General features: G+C 67.6%; 18 protein-coding genes, 1 pseudogene and 1 riboswitch. Of the genes and pseudogenes, 11 read left to right on the forward strand and 8 right to left on the reverse strand.

What is annotated here, in order from left to right; all coding sequences use genetic code 11:
* Positions 1-91 precede the first annotated feature (91 nt).
* On the reverse strand, positions 92-574 hold the full coding sequence (locus QX204_RS13975; RefSeq protein ID WP_301907203.1) for a P-loop NTPase family protein: 483 nt from the start codon (positions 572-574) through the stop codon (positions 92-94).
* A gap of 276 nt (positions 575-850) precedes the next feature.
* Here QX204_RS13975 and QX204_RS13980 point away from each other — a divergent pair, with 276 nt between their 5' ends.
* Positions 851-1,087, forward strand: coding sequence for a hypothetical protein (locus QX204_RS13980; protein WP_301907204.1), 237 nt, complete (start codon positions 851-853; stop codon positions 1,085-1,087).
* Between the two features lie 127 nt (positions 1,088-1,214).
* On the opposite strand, the gene QX204_RS13985 is transcribed toward QX204_RS13980, so the two are convergent.
* Entirely contained in the window at positions 1,215-2,345 is a 1,131-nt protein-coding gene (locus QX204_RS13985; protein WP_301907205.1) for a GDSL-type esterase/lipase family protein, read from the reverse strand.
* A 106-nt stretch (positions 2,346-2,451) separates the two neighbouring features.
* Between QX204_RS13985 and QX204_RS13990 the strand changes: the two genes are divergently transcribed.
* Entirely contained in the window at positions 2,452-2,931 is a 480-nt protein-coding gene (locus QX204_RS13990; protein ID WP_301907207.1) for a MarR family winged helix-turn-helix transcriptional regulator, read from the forward strand.
* 245 nt (positions 2,932-3,176) lie between these two features.
* Here QX204_RS13990 and QX204_RS13995 read toward each other — a convergent pair whose 3' ends face one another.
* Positions 3,177-3,401: a hypothetical protein gene (locus QX204_RS13995; RefSeq protein ID WP_367620190.1), complete on the reverse strand. Its 225-nt coding sequence runs from the start codon at positions 3,399-3,401 to the stop codon at positions 3,177-3,179.
* Between the two features lie 158 nt (positions 3,402-3,559).
* Positions 3,560-3,752, forward strand: a riboswitch (cobalamin riboswitch).
* 28 nt (positions 3,753-3,780) lie between these two features.
* Between QX204_RS13995 and QX204_RS14000 the strand changes: the two genes are divergently transcribed.
* From QX204_RS14000 to QX204_RS14040, 9 genes and pseudogenes are all read left to right on the forward strand, one after another.
* Positions 3,781-4,818, forward strand: coding sequence for an ABC transporter substrate-binding protein (locus tag QX204_RS14000; protein ID WP_301907208.1), 1,038 nt, complete (start codon positions 3,781-3,783; stop codon positions 4,816-4,818).
* Positions 4,815-5,813 (forward strand): FecCD family ABC transporter permease, encoded by a 999-nt coding sequence (locus tag QX204_RS14005; protein ID WP_301907210.1) that lies wholly within the window; start codon positions 4,815-4,817, stop codon positions 5,811-5,813. The genes QX204_RS14000 and QX204_RS14005 overlap by 4 nt, the downstream gene beginning before the upstream one ends.
* Entirely contained in the window at positions 5,810-6,877 is a 1,068-nt protein-coding gene (locus tag QX204_RS14010) for a FecCD family ABC transporter permease (RefSeq protein ID WP_301907212.1), read from the forward strand. The genes QX204_RS14005 and QX204_RS14010 overlap by 4 nt, the downstream gene beginning before the upstream one ends.
* Positions 6,874-7,662: an ABC transporter ATP-binding protein gene (locus QX204_RS14015; protein ID WP_301907213.1), complete on the forward strand. Its 789-nt coding sequence runs from the start codon at positions 6,874-6,876 to the stop codon at positions 7,660-7,662. The genes QX204_RS14010 and QX204_RS14015 overlap by 4 nt, the downstream gene beginning before the upstream one ends.
* The gene (locus QX204_RS14020; protein WP_301907214.1) at positions 7,659-8,294 is read left to right on the forward strand and encodes a (2Fe-2S) ferredoxin domain-containing protein; all 636 of its coding nucleotides are present in this window, start codon (positions 7,659-7,661) and stop codon (positions 8,292-8,294) included. Before QX204_RS14015 ends, QX204_RS14020 begins: the two co-directional genes overlap by 4 nt.
* A gap of 58 nt (positions 8,295-8,352) precedes the next feature.
* Positions 8,353-8,946, forward strand: a complete 594-nt coding sequence (locus QX204_RS14025) for a hypothetical protein (protein WP_301907215.1) — start codon at positions 8,353-8,355, stop codon at positions 8,944-8,946.
* A gap of 311 nt (positions 8,947-9,257) precedes the next feature.
* Positions 9,258-9,709 (forward strand): annotated as a pseudogene (locus QX204_RS14030) (exonuclease domain-containing protein); the annotation flags it as partial.
* 237 nt (positions 9,710-9,946) lie between these two features.
* Positions 9,947-11,065 carry a TerD family protein gene (locus QX204_RS14035; protein WP_301907995.1) on the forward strand — a complete coding sequence of 373 codons (1,119 nt, stop codon included), beginning with the start codon at positions 9,947-9,949 and terminating at the stop codon, positions 11,063-11,065.
* Between the two features lie 79 nt (positions 11,066-11,144).
* The gene (locus QX204_RS14040) at positions 11,145-11,975 is read left to right on the forward strand and encodes a hypothetical protein (protein ID WP_301907216.1); all 831 of its coding nucleotides are present in this window, start codon (positions 11,145-11,147) and stop codon (positions 11,973-11,975) included.
* A 15-nt stretch (positions 11,976-11,990) separates the two neighbouring features.
* On the opposite strand, the gene QX204_RS14045 is transcribed toward QX204_RS14040, so the two are convergent.
* The 5 genes from QX204_RS14045 to cysD are packed head-to-tail and all read right to left on the reverse strand — an operon-like array spanning position 11,991 to position 17,913.
* The gene (locus QX204_RS14045; protein ID WP_301907217.1) at positions 11,991-13,124 is read right to left on the reverse strand and encodes a sulfotransferase family protein; all 1,134 of its coding nucleotides are present in this window, start codon (positions 13,122-13,124) and stop codon (positions 11,991-11,993) included.
* Between the two features lie 13 nt (positions 13,125-13,137).
* A complete protein-coding gene (locus QX204_RS14050) occupies positions 13,138-13,923 on the reverse strand; it encodes an SDR family oxidoreductase (RefSeq protein WP_301907218.1) in 786 nt (261 codons plus the stop codon).
* Positions 13,920-15,137, reverse strand: a complete 1,218-nt coding sequence (locus tag QX204_RS14055) for a hypothetical protein (RefSeq protein ID WP_301907220.1) — start codon at positions 15,135-15,137, stop codon at positions 13,920-13,922. Before QX204_RS14055 ends, QX204_RS14050 begins: the two co-directional genes overlap by 4 nt.
* Positions 15,134-17,008, reverse strand: coding sequence for a sulfate adenylyltransferase subunit CysN (gene cysC / locus QX204_RS14060; protein WP_301907221.1), 1,875 nt, complete (start codon positions 17,006-17,008; stop codon positions 15,134-15,136). The genes QX204_RS14055 and cysC overlap by 4 nt, the downstream gene beginning before the upstream one ends.
* Positions 17,008-17,913, reverse strand: a complete 906-nt coding sequence (cysD, locus tag QX204_RS14065) for a sulfate adenylyltransferase subunit CysD (RefSeq protein ID WP_301907223.1) — start codon at positions 17,911-17,913, stop codon at positions 17,008-17,010. Before cysD ends, cysC begins: the two co-directional genes overlap by 1 nt.
* Between the last annotated feature and the right edge of the window lie 78 nt (positions 17,914-17,991).

Here is a 17,991-nt window from a genome sequence, read left to right on the forward strand (position 1 = left end):
CCTGATGGGCACGATGCTGACCGGTAGCCCGTCAGTCGCCACGAACGATGTGACTGGCGGGTCGCGGCCGTCGTGGGTCCCTGTGGTCTCGTCAAGGGGTCCGGTGTGGGCGGTCGCGGATTTCGGCGAGGAACCGCTCGACGTCGTCGGGGCGTCGGAGTCGTCGCAGGGTGGCATGGGGCGCGTGGTCGCTGATCGCGGTCGTGATCAGCGGGAGGCTGTGGCGGCGGTAGCCGATCAGCCAGCGCCAGAAGGCCAGGTTCTCGCGGGAGCGACGCAGCGCGCGCCACGCGCAGATCCAGAGGGGGAAGTCGAGCACGACGATGGTGTCGGCGGCCTCGAGTCGCACCTCGAGTGCGTCGAAGGGGCCGAGGTCGCCGTCGAGAATCCACCCTTCGGCGTCGGTGAGCCGGCGCTGGATCGCCCGCCATCGATCAGGGGGTAGCGGTGTCAGGTCCGGTGGCCAGAAGTGCTTGTCGAGTTCGATGACCGGTAGTGCGAGGGCGGCGCCGAGTCGGCGGGCGAGGGTCGACTTGCCCGCACCGCCGCGACCGAGGATCACGATTCGTCGCACGTTGCCTCCGGGTCGGGTTCCGCGGTCGATGATGCTGTTCGCCTCAGCATGACGTAGCGGACGTCGCAGTGGCGTCTGTCCAGGCAGATGGGGGCGGCGTAGAAGGTGGGGTCGATCGTGGGCGGAGCAGCGATCTACGCAAGATTCGCCAGCAAGAGCGCTTGTTGTGGACGCTTGTTCATGTTGTAATCCAGATGTTTGCTGGTGGATGTCGGCGGCGCTTCGTGACCGGTGTGGCGAAGTGGCACCGACACTGTTCGGAAGGTGGGGGACGAGATGGCGCGACGCATGGAAAACGGGTCGGAGACGACCGTGGGGGCCATCGGCGATCTCCCCGTGGTCGAACTCGCCGACAGTCCGCTGACCGCCGACCGTGTCGAACGGCTGAGTTCGGCGGCCCGGCACCGGATCGCGGCGTTCGTGCACACCACCCTCGCTGAACTGGACGAGCTACCCGAGCCCTTGGTCCCGCCCATCGAGGTGACCTCGAGATCGGCCGACCGCGAGCGGTAGCGACCCTCGTTCGACAATGGGCAGCGTGCTACCGATTGTTCTACCCCCGGCCGGACAGCGGCGGGGGCGCATCACCGTGCTCTCGCCGAAGAAGGCACGGTGAGAGCACGGTGATCTCGACGTTGGGTCAGCGGAAGAGCGCGGCGAGGTCGACGGTGGCCGCCATCGCGGCGGCGCCCTCGTCGTTGAGGTGCATGCCGTCGCCGCTGTCGAACTCGGGACGGATGTAGTCGGGGCGCTCGGGGTCGGACACGGCACGGTCGACGTCGAAGACCGAGTCGAAGACATCGGTGGTGCGCAGCCATGCGTTGACGGCGTGGCGGGTCGGCTGGGTTTCCAGCAGGGGCATGCCGGGGTAGACGCAACCGGCGTACGGGCCGATGGTGGCCGCGTGGATACGCAGTCCGAGAACGTGCGCCCGGTCGGCCAGGCCGGTGAACCCGGCGATCAATTCCTCGCTGGTCGCGGAGGACTGCCCGCCCATCGCGCCGAGGATGAGGTCGTTGATACCGAAATTGATCAGGATGTCGGTGACGCCGGGGACCTGCAACGCGTCGGAATCGAAACGGCCCGAACCGGATTCGCCGATCTGATCGGCCGTGAGGCGATTGCCGGAGATCCCGTTGTTGACCACCCAACCCCGGGTGAGCCGGGCGTTGAGCGCATCGACCGAGCGGCGATTGGCGCTCTGCGTCGTACCGAAGCCCTCGAACCAGGAGTCACCGAACGCGACGGCTACCGGCGGCGGGTCGGTGACCAGCACGTCGATCCCGGTGACGAAGAAGCGGAACGGAACCTCTTGCGCACCACTGAGTTCCACGTCCGCGGTGTGGTCTCCGGGGACGATGTAGGCGATCTCGCCGGGTTGGTGGGAGAAGGTGGCGAGCCCGGTCGGCGTCGGGAGGTACAGGCTGAGCAGCAGGTCTTCGCCCGCGGCGACCGGCAGCGCGATCGGATCGCTCACGAGCTCGGCGCCCGCGTCGATGGTGACCTGTGCCGCGCCGCCGAAGGTGATCTCGTGATCGGCGATGATCGCCGAGCCGGTCTTGCGCGCTGCGATGCGCGCGGCGCCGATCCGCAGCGGCGCGAGACCGTAGCGGTTGGTCAGCCGCACGCGTACCGCCTCGCCGCCGCCTGCCATGTGGACGACGTGGCGCACGGTTTCGTCGGCGAACTCCCGTGACTCGGCGAGCTTGATCTGTTCGTTCGGGGCGATGACTCCGGTCCGGAACCCGGCGACCCAGATGTTGCGCTGCATGATCTCTCCGAAATTTGCTGTGCGGAATAATGCTTGCGCATAGGTTTACTCGGATGTATTCCTCATGTCAACTATCCGCGTGGCAAGTATCGGCTAAGCTGGCTTCATGTCCGTCCACGAGCTGTTCGACGACCCCCGCTTCACCATTTCCGGCTTGCTCTTCGAGGCGCACAGCGGTCTGATCGCCAAGCTCGAGCCGACCTGGAAAGCGCACGGCCTGTCCGGGCTGGAGCTCAACACCCTGTTGAGACTGAGTCGCTCTCCGAACAGCCGCCTACGGATGTCGGATCTCGCCGCCCAAACCGAGCTCTCGACCAGCGGCGTCACCCGCGTGGTCGATCGCCTTGCCGCCGCGGGGCTGATAGAACGCCAGCTCGACCCGACCGACCGCCGCAGCGCCTACGCGGCCTTGACCGACTCGGGCGTCCGCCGCCTCGAACAGGTCCTTCCCGATTACCTCGCCGCCCTCGAGCAATGGCTCACCGGCCTGCTGACTCCCACCCAACTCGACGGCTTGATCACCGGCCTGCGCGTGATCCGCGATGCCACGAACCCGGCCGCTACCGCTGTGTCCGACCGATCGTGACGCGGTAGCAGCGGGATCGGTCGTCGAGGGTGTCGCTGCTGATGAAAAGCAGGCGGGTCGGCTTCAGGGGAGTGAATGGTAACCGGTTAAGGTGCCGACCCGCCTGCAATCCCATTCGTTGACACGAACGGCGCGGATGGGGGTGTTCTCCCACGCGATGGTGAAGTCCCGCACCATAACTCGCGCGAATGGCCGCTCGGCTCACCGCAAGCCCGGAGGGTGCCGGGCCTGCGATGGGGAATGGGTCAGGGCAGGGGAACCCAGGTGCCGAAGAACCAGAAGCCGTGCTGCGGCGCGTCGTTCTGGTGATGCTGCGGCTGTTGCTGCGGCCGGTGCTGCTGGCCCTGCTCGGGCCGCTGCTGGTCGTGCCCGCCCGGATCCGCGCTCGCCGCGGTCGCTGTCGCGCCGAGCACCCCGAGGGCCAGGGTGCCCGCCACCGCGGTCTTGGCCAGCGTCGATTTCATCCTCATGCGCGTTCCTCCAGATCGTCGATCTCACTGCCGAGATCATCGGCCGGCCGAAGTGCTCGGCCGATAGCTGAATCTTCGCGGCGGAACTGTCGAGCCCGGTGGGACGCGGCTGGGAGTCGGCTGTGGATCGGCGCCGACCCTCGATCGAGCCGACGTTGCTACAGTTCACCAGCCGTGGTGTTCGGGAAACCGGTGTAGAACCGGTGCGGCCCTCGCCACTGTGATCGGGAGTTGTGAATCGATCCGGACGACTCTGTCGTCCGGAGCCACTGGGGCACCTGCCCTGGGAAGGTGGATTCACCGCGCACTATCCCGTCAGCCAGGAGACCGGCCACGGCTACGCAGTACCCCATTCCACGAGGACCTGGAAGGCCGTCTCTTGACCCGCTCTGTTTTCGCGCGCCTACGTTCCGGCGCGTTGCTCGCCTGCACGATTGTTCTCACCGGTTGCGGTGTGCAACCCACCTCCGATGCGGGCGGCGCAGCTGCTGTCACCCGCGTGAACTGTGGGATCGACGTCGCCGTCGACGGCCCACCGCAGCGGATCTACGCGGCGTATCAGCCCTCGATCGAGATCGCGCACGCGCTCGGTGTCACCGATCGGCTGGTGGGCACGGCATTCCTGGACTCCGCCGTGCTTCCGGAATATTTCGCCGCGCAGGCGCGCTCGCCCTACGTCGAGAAGCTGCCCAGTCGCGACGAACTGCTGGCCCAGCGACCCGACTTCGTCATGTCGGGTTTCAACGGGGTGTTCGCCTCCTCGGCGCAGAACAGCGTCGGTACCAGGGCGAGCCTGAACGAATTGGGTGTGCGCAGCTGGGTGCTGAGTCCGCTGTGCCCCAGCGCCGACGGTCTCGCCGACGAAGCGATCGACCCCGACACCGTGCGCTTCGACAACGTCTACGCCGACCTGCGCGATCTCGGTGCCCTGTGGGGCGCTTCCGAGCGCGCCGAAGAAGTTGTCACGCAGCTGAGTTCGCGCATCGACGCGGTCCGCGCGAAGGTCGGCAACGCCGCGAAGCCTCGGGTCGCTGTCGTCACCCCCAAAGACGACGGCTCCTATACCGTGGCAGGCGGCATCGACTTCATCACCCAGATCATCGACGCCGCCGGTGGAGTGAATGTCTTCGCCGACCTCACCGCCAAGCGCAATGTGCCCGTCGGCGCGGAAGAGCTCATCGCCCGTGACCCCGACATCATCCTGACCAGCCTGTGCTGCAAGGCGACCTACACGCGCGCCGACGGCCGTCCCCAGGTCGACAAGATCGTCGGAAACCCGGCATTCGCGAATCTGGCGGCGGTGCGCAACGCGACCGTGCACCCGTTCCTGTTCGCCGATCGGGCGGCAGGCGTGCGGATCGCGCACGCGACCGAACTGGTCGCCGAGTTGATCCATCCCGAGCTGTTCCAGCGGTGACGCGCACCGCTCGCGGCACCGGTCTGCTCCTGGCCGGCGCCGCGCTGGCGGCTGCCTGTGTGGCGTCGGTCCTGATCGGTTCACACCCGCTCACCCTCGACCAGGCCGCGGTCGCGTTCACCGATTTTCAGGGAACCGACACCGACCGGGTCGTGCGCTACATCAGGCTGCCCAGAACGGTCGCGGGCCTGCTCGCGGGTGTCGCGTTGGCGCTGGCCGGCGCGGTGATGCAGGGTCTCACCCGCAACCCGCTGGCCGGGCCGGGCCTGCTCGGCGTCAACGCGGGTGCGTCGCTGGCCATCGTGATCGCGATGGGTGCGCTCGGCCTCACGGCGACGGGCGGATTCATCTGGTTCGGCTTCCTCGGCGCCGCGATCGCGGCCGCGCTCGTCTACACGCTGGGATCGTTGGGGTTCGGGGGAGCGACGCCGGTGAAACTGGCGCTCGCGGGCGCGGCCTGCACCGCATTGTGTGGGTCGATCACCACGGCGATCACCCTGCTCGACCGGACCCTGTTCGACAACTTCCGATTCTGGGTGGTCGGCTCGTTGGCTCGCGCCGACATCGAATCCGTGTGGGGGACGGTGCCGTTCATCGCTGTCGGATCGGTGCTGGCGATCGTGGTGGCACGGCCGTTGAACGCCGTCGCCATCGGTGACGACATGGCGCGCACGCTCGGCACCCGACTGGTCGCGACGCGCGCGATCGGTGCGTCGAGCGTGGTGCTGCTCGCCGGGTCTGCGGTAGCGATCGCCGGCCCGATCGCCTTCATCGGCTTGGTGATCCCGCACATCGCCCGATTCTTCGCCGGACACGACTACCGGTGGATTCTGCTGTGGTGTGCGCTGCTGGGTCCGACGCTGCTGTTGGCGGCCGACATTCTCGGACGGATGCTGGTGCGGCCACAGGAAATCCAGGTCGGCATCATCACCGCCTTCGCGGGCTCGCCGTTCTTTCTCTATCTCGTGCGCAATCGAAAGGTGGCCACCCTGTGACGCGCACCGAGGGCGGCGTACTGCCCAGCGGCACGTTGTTGCTACGAACACCCGACCGGCGCATCGTCTTTCGCGTCGGGAAACGCTCCGCGGTCCTGACCGTGCTGATCACGGCAGCCGCGATGGCGGTGGCGGCGTGGTCGCTCACGATCGGCTACTACCCGCTCACCGTCACCGACGTGATCCGGGTGCTCGGTGGCGGCGGCACGCTCATCGAGTACGACGTGGTGGTGGCCGACCGGTTGCCGCGCGTGCTCACCGGATTGTGCGTCGGGGCGGCCTTCGCGATATCGGGGGCGATCCTGCAACGGATCGCGACCAACCCACTGGTGAGTCCCGAGATCATCGGGATCAACGCGGGTGCCTCACTGGGTGCGTTGGTGGTGAGCGTGTTGCTCGGTGGCGCCGGACTGGGGCTGGTCGGCGGCGCGTTGCTCGGTGCCGGGGTGGCTATGGCGTTGATCGTGGTCGTGGCCACCAAGGACGGACTCGACGGCTACCGACTCGTGCTCGTCGGCATCGGCGTCACGGCGATGCTGTCCTCGGCCATCGCGTTCATCCTGACCGTCGCCGACAACTACCAGGCGCACACCGCGGCCATGTGGCTCACCGGCAGCTTGGCCAACCGCGATTGGAGCCACGTCGGCTTCGCCGCGGGGGCCCTGGTAGTGGTCGTGCCGCCGCTGATCGTTCTCGCTCGCTCGTTGCCGCTGCTGGAAATGGGCGACGACCTGGCGAACTCGCTGGCCGGGCGACGCGGCCCCGACCGCCGCACGCTCATCGTCGTCGCGGCCGCAGCCGCGACCCTGGCAACGGCTGCGGCAGGCCCGATCAGTTTCGTCGCTCTGGTGGCTCCGCAGATCGCACGACGCTTGCTCGCCGAACGCGGTGCCGGGCTCGCGCCCGCGGCTGCCACCGGGGCGTTGCTGGTGGTCGCCGCCGACCTGGCCGCCCGGCGGCTGTTCCCGGCGGAACTTCCTGTCGGGGTGGTGACCGCCATCCTCGGCGCTCCCGTTCTCGTCTACCTCCTCGCCCGCGCAACCCGGATCGGACACGCTGGATGACCGCACACCTGACCACCGAGGGACTCACGCTCGGCTACGGCGACACCGCGATCGTCACCGACGCCACCGTCGACTTCCCGACCGGAGCGATCACTGTCATCGTCGGCCGCAACGGCTGCGGCAAATCGACCCTGCTGCGCGGCCTGGCCCGACTGATCGCGCCGACGGCCGGCGCGGTGCTGCTCGACGGTGCCGATATCGCGCCGCAGCCCGCGCGCACCGTCGCCCGGCGGCTCGGCATGTTGCCCCAACAACCCGTCGTCCCCGACGGCATCACCGTGGGTGAACTCGTCGGCCGCGGTCGTCATCCGCACCAACGCTGGTTCCGTCAGTGGTCGGCGCAGGACGGTGCGGCCGTGCGAAAAGCGTTGGTGGCCACCGACACTCTCGAGTTGATCGACCGACCGGTGGATCAACTCTCCGGCGGCCAGAAACAACGGGTGTGGATCGCGCTCGCGTTGGCGCAGGACCCCGAGGTGATGCTGCTCGACGAACCGACGACCTTTCTCGACCTGGCGCATCAACTCGACGTCCTCGACGTCCTGCGAAACCTGTTGCCGCGCACCATCATCGTGGTCCTGCACGACCTCAACCTCGCCGCCCGCTACGCCGACCATCTCGTCGCCGTGCAGGACGGTCGCGTGGTCGCTCAAGGTTCACCCGCCGAGATCGTGCGCCCCGAGCTGATCGCGGAAGTCTTCGGCATCGACTGCACGGTGATCGACGATCCGATGACGGGCACACCGCTGGTGATTCCGGCCGGGCGAACGGTGCGCACCGCATGACGCGCCGGTATGTCCTCATCGCCCGGCCGACTCCGTCGGGCGTCGACCTCCCCTCCGTCGAAGCTCTGGCGAAGGCCTGCGGGGTCGGCTACGCGCTGCTCGACCAGCAGGAGCCGACCATCCACACCGCACTCGATACCGCCGCCCGCGACGAATCGCCGGTCACGCTGATCCCGCTCGCCGTGCCACGCGACCGCTACCTCGAGACCTGGATCGCGCGAGCGGTAGCGAACTGGAAGGAGACCCGCGCGAGCGACCTCGACGTGCGAATCACCGACGGCATCGACACCGCCACCGGATTCGCCGACGTGGTGCGTTCCCGGATGTCCGAGGACGGCGCACCGGTGACGGCGAGCCCGCGGGCCTTCCGCAGCCCGGCCTGGTCCGAAATACCCGACCACACCGCGCACATCCTGGTCTGTCGAGGCCCCCGCTGCACCGTGTACGGCGCGGGCGAGCTGCACCGCACTCTGCGCCGCGACCACCCCGACGCCCTGATCACCCCGACCGGCTGCCTCAACCCGTGCAACCTGGGCCCGCTCTACATCACCTACCCGGACGGGGAATGGCACACCAACGGTGTACGCGGGGGTGACGCCATCGCCGCCGCGCACGATAGCCTGACGGAATGATCGAGGACGAGTCGACCACGATCCACCCCGACCGGGCCGCGCGGCAGCCGAGACCCGCGTGCTGATCGAGAAGCAGCGCTGGGCCGGGATCCGCAGCGGGGCGGTGACGGTGCTCTTTCGCCGGTGGCGTCATCGGCAGGCCACCGAGGGCAAGGTCTACCGCACCGGCGCCGGGCGTATCGCCGTCGACCAACTGTCGACGGTCACCGCCGAGCACATCAGCATCGAGGACGCACGCGCCGCGGGATACGACGCACCCGCCGATGTGCTCGCCGATCTCCGGGGCGCCGAGCAGGACCCGATCTATCTGCTCCGGATCCGCTGTCTCACCGACGAGGATCCGCGCGACGCGCTGGCCGCCGACGACCGGATCGACGATGCGGCGGCCTTGGCCGCACGCCTGGCACGCATGGACCGAACCGATGCCGAGGGCCCCTGGACCCACGACACGCTCCGGATCATCCAGCGACGCCCCGCGACCCGGGCCCCCGACCTGGCCGAGGAACTCGGGCGTGACCCGCACCGCTTCAAACTCAACGTGCGCAAACTGAAGAACCTCGGCCTGACCATCAGCCTGGGCACCGGGTATCGGATCTCACCTCGCGGTGTGGCCTTGCTCGTAGCCCTGGATTCGGCGCAGACCGGGGAGTGAACGCGGCGAGTGAACCTCGGCGCTGCCTTGCCTATCAGGGCGGGCGGCACCCGGATGATCCCCGTTTGGCCCGGCGAACTCTCAGCGTCCTACCTGGGTGTGTCCCTCGAAGCCTGCGACAAGCAAGGCAACCCGGCTGATCTACCGCGACAGTGTCAGTCGAATTGCCTTGGCTGATCGATCCTGAGACGAGTCACGCGAGCCCTGGGTGCCCCGACTCGGTGCCGAAGTCTCGCACCGCAACTCGCGCGTCACTGATCGTCGAGTGCAACGTTCCGGGCCCGGCGAACGATGCGATGCTCATGCAGGGGATGACGCAGGTCGATGAGCAGCAGCAAACAGCCGGGTTCGGTGCGTTCACCGTGGTGGATGTCGAGACCTCCGGGCTACGGCCGCACCAGCACCGGGTGCTGTCCGTCGCGGCGGTGACGCTGGACGGTACCGGCCGGGTGACGCGAGAGTTCCACAGCCTGATCGATCCGGTTGCGATCCGGGTCCCGTGCACATCCACGGGCTCACTGCCGAGGTGCTGCAGGGCTCGCCCGAGTTCGGTCAGGTGCGCGACCAATTGACGGCCATGCTGGACGGCCGGGTGATGGTGGCGCACAACGCGCTGTTCGACTACGGGTTCCTGCTGCAGGAGTTCGCCCGGGCCGGGGGAGCTCTGCCGGTGCAGCGCCGACTGTGCACGTTGGCACTGGCCCGCCGCATCGCGCTGCCGACACCCGACTACAGGTTGGGCACGCTTGCGACGTATTACGGTGTGCCGCAGCAGAAGGCGCACGATGCGCTCGACGACACCCGTGTTCTCGCGAATGTTCTCCGAGCGTTGGTCGCCGACGCGGCCCATCTCGGTATCGCACCCCCTTTTCTCGACTGCGCACCTGATTCGGCCAGGCCGGCGCAGTCCAGGTGGCCGGTCGAACGTCGCGGCCCGAAGCAGCCGTGTGACTTCGCCTATCCCGGGAAGCTGGCGGTGGCCGGCCGGCTGCGCCAGGGGATGAAGGTAGCGCTGACTGGAGAGACCCGGATCGCACGGGAAGAGCTCGCTGCCCGTGCCGAGGCTGCGGGGCTCGACGTCACGAGCATGGTGAGCAACCGGACCAGTGTGCTGGTCACCAACAACGCCCATGCGAAAACGGGCAAGGCGCGCAAGGCGATCGAGTTCGGAACGCCGGTGATCGATGAGGCCCGGTTCGCCGCGCTACTCGAGTCGGTAGAACCGGGGCACCTGAAAGGGGCAGCGGTACCTGAGGTTGCGGCGCCACGTCGGTCGACGGCACCCGCACGGGCGAAATCGGGCCCGCTGGCCGGTCGGCGGATTCTGGTTCTGGGCGGAACCCACGGCGAGGCCGCGGCGGCGCGCTCGCGGATCGTCGAGCTCGGTGGTTCGGCCGCGGTCAATCTCTCCGCGACAGTGACAGATCTGCTCCTTCTCGCAGGTGGGGAATCCGACCGGCGCGCGCGAAAGGCCGACGAACTCGCACTGGCGGTCCACGGACCAGACCTGATCGAGCAGGGTGCGATCGCGCCCGCGGCAATCCCCGCGGCATCGACCGCACCTGGTCGTGCTGAAATCCGGCCCGCGGAGCCGACGGTGTTGTCGCGAGGTCAGGTGATCGACGTGCCGATCGCCGAGGGCGGCAATACGTGGACTCTGCGGGCAACGTGGAGCCAGCTCAGTGCACCGACCGTGGATCTCGTCGCGTTCCTGCTCGGCAGCGATGAGCGGGTCGACGACTCCGACGACTTCCTGTTCTACAACCAGCCAGAATCGCAGGGCGCGAAGCTTTCCGAGGATGGGCCGAACGAGCAGTCGATCACCCTGGTCCTCGATGACCTGCCCGAGCACTGCACTCGCATTGTCATCGCCGCTTCGCTCGACGGTGCCGGTCTCACCTTCGGCGACGTCGGCGCCATCGAGCTGGATTTCGCCGCCGGCACGGAATCGAGCACCGCGATACGTTCCACGCTCGATGCCGCAACCGTGGAGCGCACCCTGCTGCTCGCCGAGCTGTATCTGCGCGGTGAAGATTGGCGGCTGCGCGCGGTCGGCCAGGGCTACGAGACCGATCTCGCCGAACTGGCCAGGCGGTACGGGGTCGACGTCGACGAATGAAGCCGCACGAGGTGGCGCCCGGTCGCGCGCTGATCTTTTCGTACCATCGAGCGCAGCCGGTTCGGTCTACCGTGGGCTGATGACGATGCTTGCCAGTGGCGTGATCCGGGAGATGGGCACCGACCCAGTGAACGCCGTGCTTCGGTTCGGGTCGGAATCGGCGGCGGCGCCGTCGCGGGCGCCCGGGCAGCGGTTGTTGTTCGTCGATGATCGGCCGGCGTTCGAGCTGAGCTCTTGGTGCGGCACCTGTCCGATGCTGTTCGAGCGGAAGGAGGGGGCCAACAGAACATTGTCGGTGCCCGAATTCGCTACGCGGGTGGCTGTCGGGCTCGACGAGTTGGACGATTCAGTGATCGACGCGTTCGGCGAATTGCTGCCCGCAGGGCGGTACCAGCCGATGTTGCTGGGTATTGAGCCGCGGCTCGTACATCCTCTCGATCGCGACGACTATTTCGCGCACGAGCAGGTCGAGACGTGGGGTATCGACTCGTTCTGGGGGCTGCCCGCCCATCCCCGCACGATCTACTACCGGACCTTCGAGACCGCGGTGAGCGCTGACGCGCACCTGTACGAATTCGTTGTTCCGATGGTTCCACCGACGTGGAACGACGCCACCCGAGTGGCGCAGTTCGACGAGCGGCTTCGCAGCGTTTCGACGCCAACCGCGGTGGCGGTGTCGATCCTGGACGTGTGCCAGCCGGCCGTTGCCGATGAAAGTCGCGACTACTACACGCACTATTCATTGATCCACTTCCTGCTCGACGGCCATCACAAGCTGGAGGCGGCGGCGAAGGCCGGTCGACCACTGCGTTTGCTTTCCCTACTGTCGGTCGATGCCGGCCTCGCTGACAAGCACGACATCGCATCGCTCGCCGGCATCCGGTCGGGGATGCCCGGCGAGCGTCGGTAGCCTGACCGTTCGAGATCAGCTGCCGAAGCTTTCGGCGACCATGTTCTCGGTGAGGCCGTAGTCGGCGAGGGAATAGTGGTGGGTGGGTTTGCGTGCGCCGGTCCGGCTTTCGTTGTCGAGGGCGGTGATGGCGGTTCGAGCTTCGGGTGTGAGGGTGGCACCGGTACGGGCGTACACACGGTCGACGACGCCGAGGGGGTCAGTGCGGAGATCGTCGAAATCGATGTCGATGAAGGTGGCTTCGGGGTGTCGGGTGCGGGCGGCGGTGAATTCGTGGAGGCCGCGCGCCCACAGGTCGAGCTGGGTGCGGCCGATGGTTTCGCCGGTGAAGACCGTCGACCAGCCTCGGGTGGCGTGCTCGTTGAGGCTGCAGACCGACGGGATGATGGTGGCGGGGTCGCGGTGGGTCTGGATGACGATGGCGTCGGGGTAGGTCGCCAGCAGGGCGTCGAGGCAGAACAGGTGGCTGGGGTTCTTGAGGACCCAGCGGCGGGTGTCGTTCATGCCGATCAGCTGCAGGTTGCGGCGGTGACGTGCGTAGGCGGGCGTCCAATCCTGACCGGACAGCCATTGCGTGTAGCCCGGAATATGGGCGAGGCAGCCGTAGGAGTACGACGTGCCCGATTGGCGCAGCAACTGCCAGCATTCCTCCACGTCGGCGGCGCTCATGTAGTGCAGGCCCATGAATTCGGGGTTCTGGACCTGATGCTGTCGCAGACCCGCGTCGATCTGCGCGTAGGCGGGATTGTCGGCCCAGCTCTCGCGCGGTGGTCGTGGCTGCGGGAAATCGGTCAGCCACATCTCCAGCCCCTGATTGGCCGGATCGGCCGCCAACAGCCGGTGCAGTGCGGTGGTACCGGTCCGGGGCAGCCCGGTGACGAAAATCGGCTGGGTGACCGGTGTTTCGACGTAGCCGGGATTGGCCGCCCACGCGGCCTCACTCAGCGCGCGGGCGACCAGCGCACCGCGTAGAAAGAATCGCGACATCTTCGAGCCCAGCTCGGTGAGCCCGGCCTCGTCGCGATACGAGTCGAGCAGGACCTGCAACGCCTCGGTGTAGTCGTCGGCCCCGAAATCGGTGAGACCGGTGAGTTTGGTGGCTGAGGCGTGCAGGTCGGCCACGGTGCCGACATCGGTGCGCACAGTCATCTTCGACAAGCTCCTAGTTGTGGTATTCGCCGCAGTTGACGTCGAGGGTCTGACCGGTGATCGCCGAGGACCAGTCGGAGGCGAGAAACACCACGGCACGGGCGATCTCTTCGGGCTCGGGCAACCGTTTCAGGTCGGACTTCGACGCGGTCTGCTCATAGACCTGCTCGACGGTGATGCCGTACTTCTCGGCGACCTGACCGAAATACCACTTCAGCTGATCGGTCCAGATGTAGCCGGGCAGCACACTGTTGACCCGCACGCCCTTGCCGCCGAGCTCGGTGGCCAGCGTCTGCGACATGGCCAGCAGCGCCGCCTTGGTGAGTTTGTAACTGCCGTACCTGGGTTCGGAATGGCGCACGACCATCGAATTGATCATCACCACAGCGCCTTTGGCCTCGGCGAGGGCGGGCGCGAACGCCTGCGTCATCCGTAGACCGCCGAGCACCGTCATATCCAGGCTCGACCGGATGTGGTCGAAATCGGTGCGGTCGAGTGGCTTCATCGACGGCACCGAGAACGCGTTGTTCACGAGTGCGTCGACCCGGCCGAAGGCATCGACGGTGCGCGCCACGAGATTCTGCACCGCGGCCTCGTCGGTGATGTCGGTGGGCACGCTCAGCGTGGCGCCCCCGGCGGCCTCGATTTCGGCAGCCACCTCGAGCAGGCGGGATTCGGTGCGTGCCGCGAGCACGACCGTCGCCCCTGCCGCGGCGGCTTCCAGACAGATCGACCGGCCCAGACCCGGTCCGACCCCGGAAACGACGACGACTTTGCCGTCCAACAGTACCCCGCTCACCCGAGCATCCTTTCGGCGAAGGCCCGCTGGCGGGCCGAGATGCGGTCGCGCCAACCAGCGGCGTCGATCCGGTTGTCTTCGATGTGTGGAAGGTGTTGTGCGACGTCGTCGATCGGCACGACGACGACCGTCGGACCATCGGCCTCGGTCATCGGGCGGTCGGTGCGCTGCCACCGGAACTGCAGAATGCCGCGGGTGCGGCCGGTGGTCTCGATCCAGTTCGCGATGCCCGGGTCCTGCTTGCTCACCACCATCCGGATCAGCCCATCCGGATCAACTTGGGCCTGAGCGTGATTGAGGCTCGTCTGGTGGTTGACGTAGTCCAGGGAGATGTACCAGAGACTGCCCAGCTGAAACCCCTGGTACGGCGCGTCGGACTTCGGCACGGTGATCACCAGCGCCTGATCGTCGGCGAGATCGAAATGTCCCACCGAGGAGTACTGGGTACTCAGCCCACCGGGCGTGAGCCGGGGTGCGGTGAGCGTGTTCACCGGCAGATCGAGGTAGAACCACTTCGGGAAGTTGAACCAGGTGTGCACGCGGGTGAGCAGCATTTTCGCCGCCGCGCCGTACCGTTTGCGGATCCGCGTGAGGTCCGGTTCGACCGGTGCGGTGCCGATGGTGTCGACCCGCTCGATCCGGATCGAGCCCTTGCGCTCGGTCCAGTCGCTGTAGACCTCGCGCACGGCCAGCATGGACGCGCCTTCGCCGAGCGGGAAGTAGTCCGGGCCCGTATCGGGTTTCGCGGGGCCGAAGCGCAGCGAGAAGCTGCCGTCGGCGGCGATCGGAATGCGTCGGTCGTCGAACGCGTCGGCGCCACCGGGCACGTCGGTCGCGGTGTAGTCACCTTTGAGCACTTGGAAGCTCAGGTCGACGGTGCTGCCGCGCACCCCGCTCACCACGTATTCGGCGGTCGGCTCGATAGTGGCGTGGTAGTAGAGCGTATCGGGGTTGTCGAGGCCCATTTTGGCGTACGGGCCGGTCGAGGACACGAAATACGGATGTGACGTGCCGTGCGCGCCCGAAAGACGCAGGCACGCGGCGACACTCGCCGCGAGGTAGTCGTAGCCCTCGGCGAGGTCCTGATCACTGCGGACGAATTCCGCTGCGGCGATGAGTTCTTCGGCCTTGGCCACCGCGGCGAGGAACGGCGCGGTGAGCGGTTCCGGTGGCGCGGTGCTACCGGATTCGGTGGCGGTACTGGAGTGGGTCAACGGTCTGCGATTCCTAGCTCTCGGAGGATATGGGCGGCGATCTCGGAAGGGGAGCCGAGGTCGGGTGTGATGACCAGGTCGGCGTTCTCGGGTCGTTCGTAGGGGGAACCGATCCCGGTGAAGCCGGGCAGCTCGCCGGCGCGGGCCTTGGCGTAGAGGCCCTTGGCGTCGCGGCGCTCGCATTCCGCCAGCGGGGTGTCGACGAAGACTTCGTGGAAGGGGAGCTCGCGGTCGGCGTGGGTGGTGCGGGCGTCGGTGCGCTGCGCGGCGAACGGGCTGATCACCGACACGATCGCCACCGCACCCGAATCGGCGAACAGAGCGGCGACTTCGGCGACGCGGCGCACGTTCTCGTCCCGGTCGGCGGGGGTGAAGCCGAGGCCCGCGTTGAGACCGTGCCGCAAATTGTCCCCATCGAGCAGGTAGGCAGGGCGGCCGGCCGCGACCAACTGACGCTCCAGCTCCACGGCCAGCGTGGACTTGCCCGAGCCGGACAGGCCGGTCAGCCAGACCGTCGCACCCGCGTGTCCGCGTTCGGTGCGACTCACCGCCGACCGATGCCAGACCACAGACGACGCCGCGCGCGCACGGTCCGAGGTGACGGCGTCGGTCCCGGTTTCTCGGCCGGTCACCATTCCCGCGGCGACGGTCTGATCGGTGACCGGATCGATCAGGATGAAGCTGCCGGTGCGCCGATTCTCCCGATACGGATCCGAGAGCAGCGGATGGCGGCTGCGCAGTCGAACGCGCGCGATGTCGTTGAGCGACAACGTGGTGACGTCCTCGATTCGATGCAGGGTGTTCACGTCGAGGCGGTAGTCGATGGCCGTGATCTGCGCGGACGAGGTCTGCGCGGCGGTGCGCACCAAGTATTGCGCGCCCTCGCGCAACTGAGCGCTCTCCGAGAACCAACACACCATCGCGTCGAGTTCGGTGCCGATATGGGGACGGTTGCCCGGCCGGGCGAGCAGGTCGCCGCGCCCGACGTCGATGTCGTCGTCGAGGGTCACCGAGACGGCCATTCCGGTGAACGCCTCGTCGACCTTGCTGCCACCCGGACCCCAGATCTGCCTGACATGGGTCGACTTACCCGAGGGCAGCACCACCACTTCGTCGCCGGGCTTGAAGATGCCACCCGCGACAGTGCCCGCGTAACTGCGGTGGTCGAGGCCCTCCTGCGCCCGGATGACGTACTGGATCGGCAACCGGGCATCGATGAGATTGCGGTCGGAGGCGATGTGGACGTCTTCGAGGTGGCGCAGCAACGGCGGGCCCGGATACCAGTCCATGTGGGTGGAGCCGTCGACGACGTTGTCGCCGAGCAGCGCCGACACGGGCACGAAGCTCAGATCGCCCACCGTCAGTTTGGCGGCGAACGCGGCGAACTCGGCGCGGATCTCCTCGAAACGCTCCTGCGACCAGTCCACGAGGTCCATCTTGTTCACGCATACCACCAGGTGCGGCACGCCGAGCAGAGTCGCGAGGAACGCGTGCCTGCGGGTCTGCTCGGACACGCCGGTGCGGGCGTCGACGAGGATCAGCGCGAGGTCGGCGGTGGACGCACCGGTCACCATATTGCGGGTGTACTGGACGTGTCCCGGAGTGTCGGCGATGACGAATTTGCGTCGTGGTGTGGTCACGTAGCGGTAGGCGACATCGATGGTGATGCCCTGCTCGCGTTCGGCGCGCAGACCGTCGGTGACCAGCGCGAGATCGGCCGCGGCGCCGCCACGTTCGGTGCTGACTCGTTCGATGGCGGCGAGTTGATCGTCGAACAGGGACTTGGAGTCGTAGAGCAGTCGACCGATGAGGGTGGACTTGCCGTCGTCGACGCTGCCCGCGGTCGCCAGTCGTAACAGATTGCGGCGCATCAGAAATAGCCCTCTCGCTTGCGGTCTTCCATGCCGGTCTCGGAGATCCGGTCGTCGGCGCGAGTGGCGCCGCGTTCGGTGAGCCGGGTGGCGGCGGTCTCGGCGATCACCTTCGCCGGGGTGTCGGCGGTGCTCTCCACGCAGCCGGTGCAGGTGGCGTCACCGACGGTGCGGAAGCGGACGGTGGCTTCGAAGGTGCGTTCGCCGGGGGCCGCGGTGATGAAGCGTGTCGCCGACAGCAGCATCCCGTCGCGTTCGATGACCTGACGACGGTGCGCGTAGTACAGCGAGGGCAGCTCGACGGCCTCGCGATCGATGTACTCCCAGATGTCGAGCTCGGTCCAGTTCGACAGCGGGAACACCCGGATGTGTTCGCCGGGCTGATGGCGACCGTTGTAGAGGTTCCACACCTCGGGCCGCTGCGCTCGCGGGTCCCACTCGCCGAAACTGTTGCGGAAGCTGAACACCCGTTCCTTGGCGCGAGCCTTCTCCTCGTCGCGTCGCGCGCCGCCGAACGCCGCGTCGAAACGGTGTTCGGCGATGGCGCGCAGCAAGGTGGTGGTCTGCAACGGATTGCGGGTGCCGCCGGGGCGTTCCACGGCGCGGCCCGCGTCGATGTCGTCCTGTACGCGGGCGATTTCCAGGCGGGCGCCGGTGCGCTCGGCGGTGCGGTCGCGGAACTCGATCACCTCGTCGAAGTTGTGGCCGGTGTCCACGTGCAGCAGCGGAAACGGCAATGGCGCTGGCCAGAACGCGCGCCGCGCCAGGTGCAGCAGCACGGCGGAATCCTTGCCGCCGGAAAAGAGCAGCGCCGGTCGCGCGAGTGTGGCCGCGACCTCCCGGAAGATGTGCACCGACTCGGCCTCCAAGGCCGCCAGATGCGATAACTCGTACCCCGTCTGCACTGTTCACCCACTTCGTTCGCGCAGTTCGTCGGGAAAACTTCCCTGACGGGTTGCGGTGTCGAATATTCGACGCTATTG

Source organism: Nocardia sp. PE-7 (assembly GCF_030486425.1).
Lineage (GTDB): Bacteria > Actinomycetota > Actinomycetes > Mycobacteriales > Mycobacteriaceae > Nocardia > Nocardia salmonicida_A.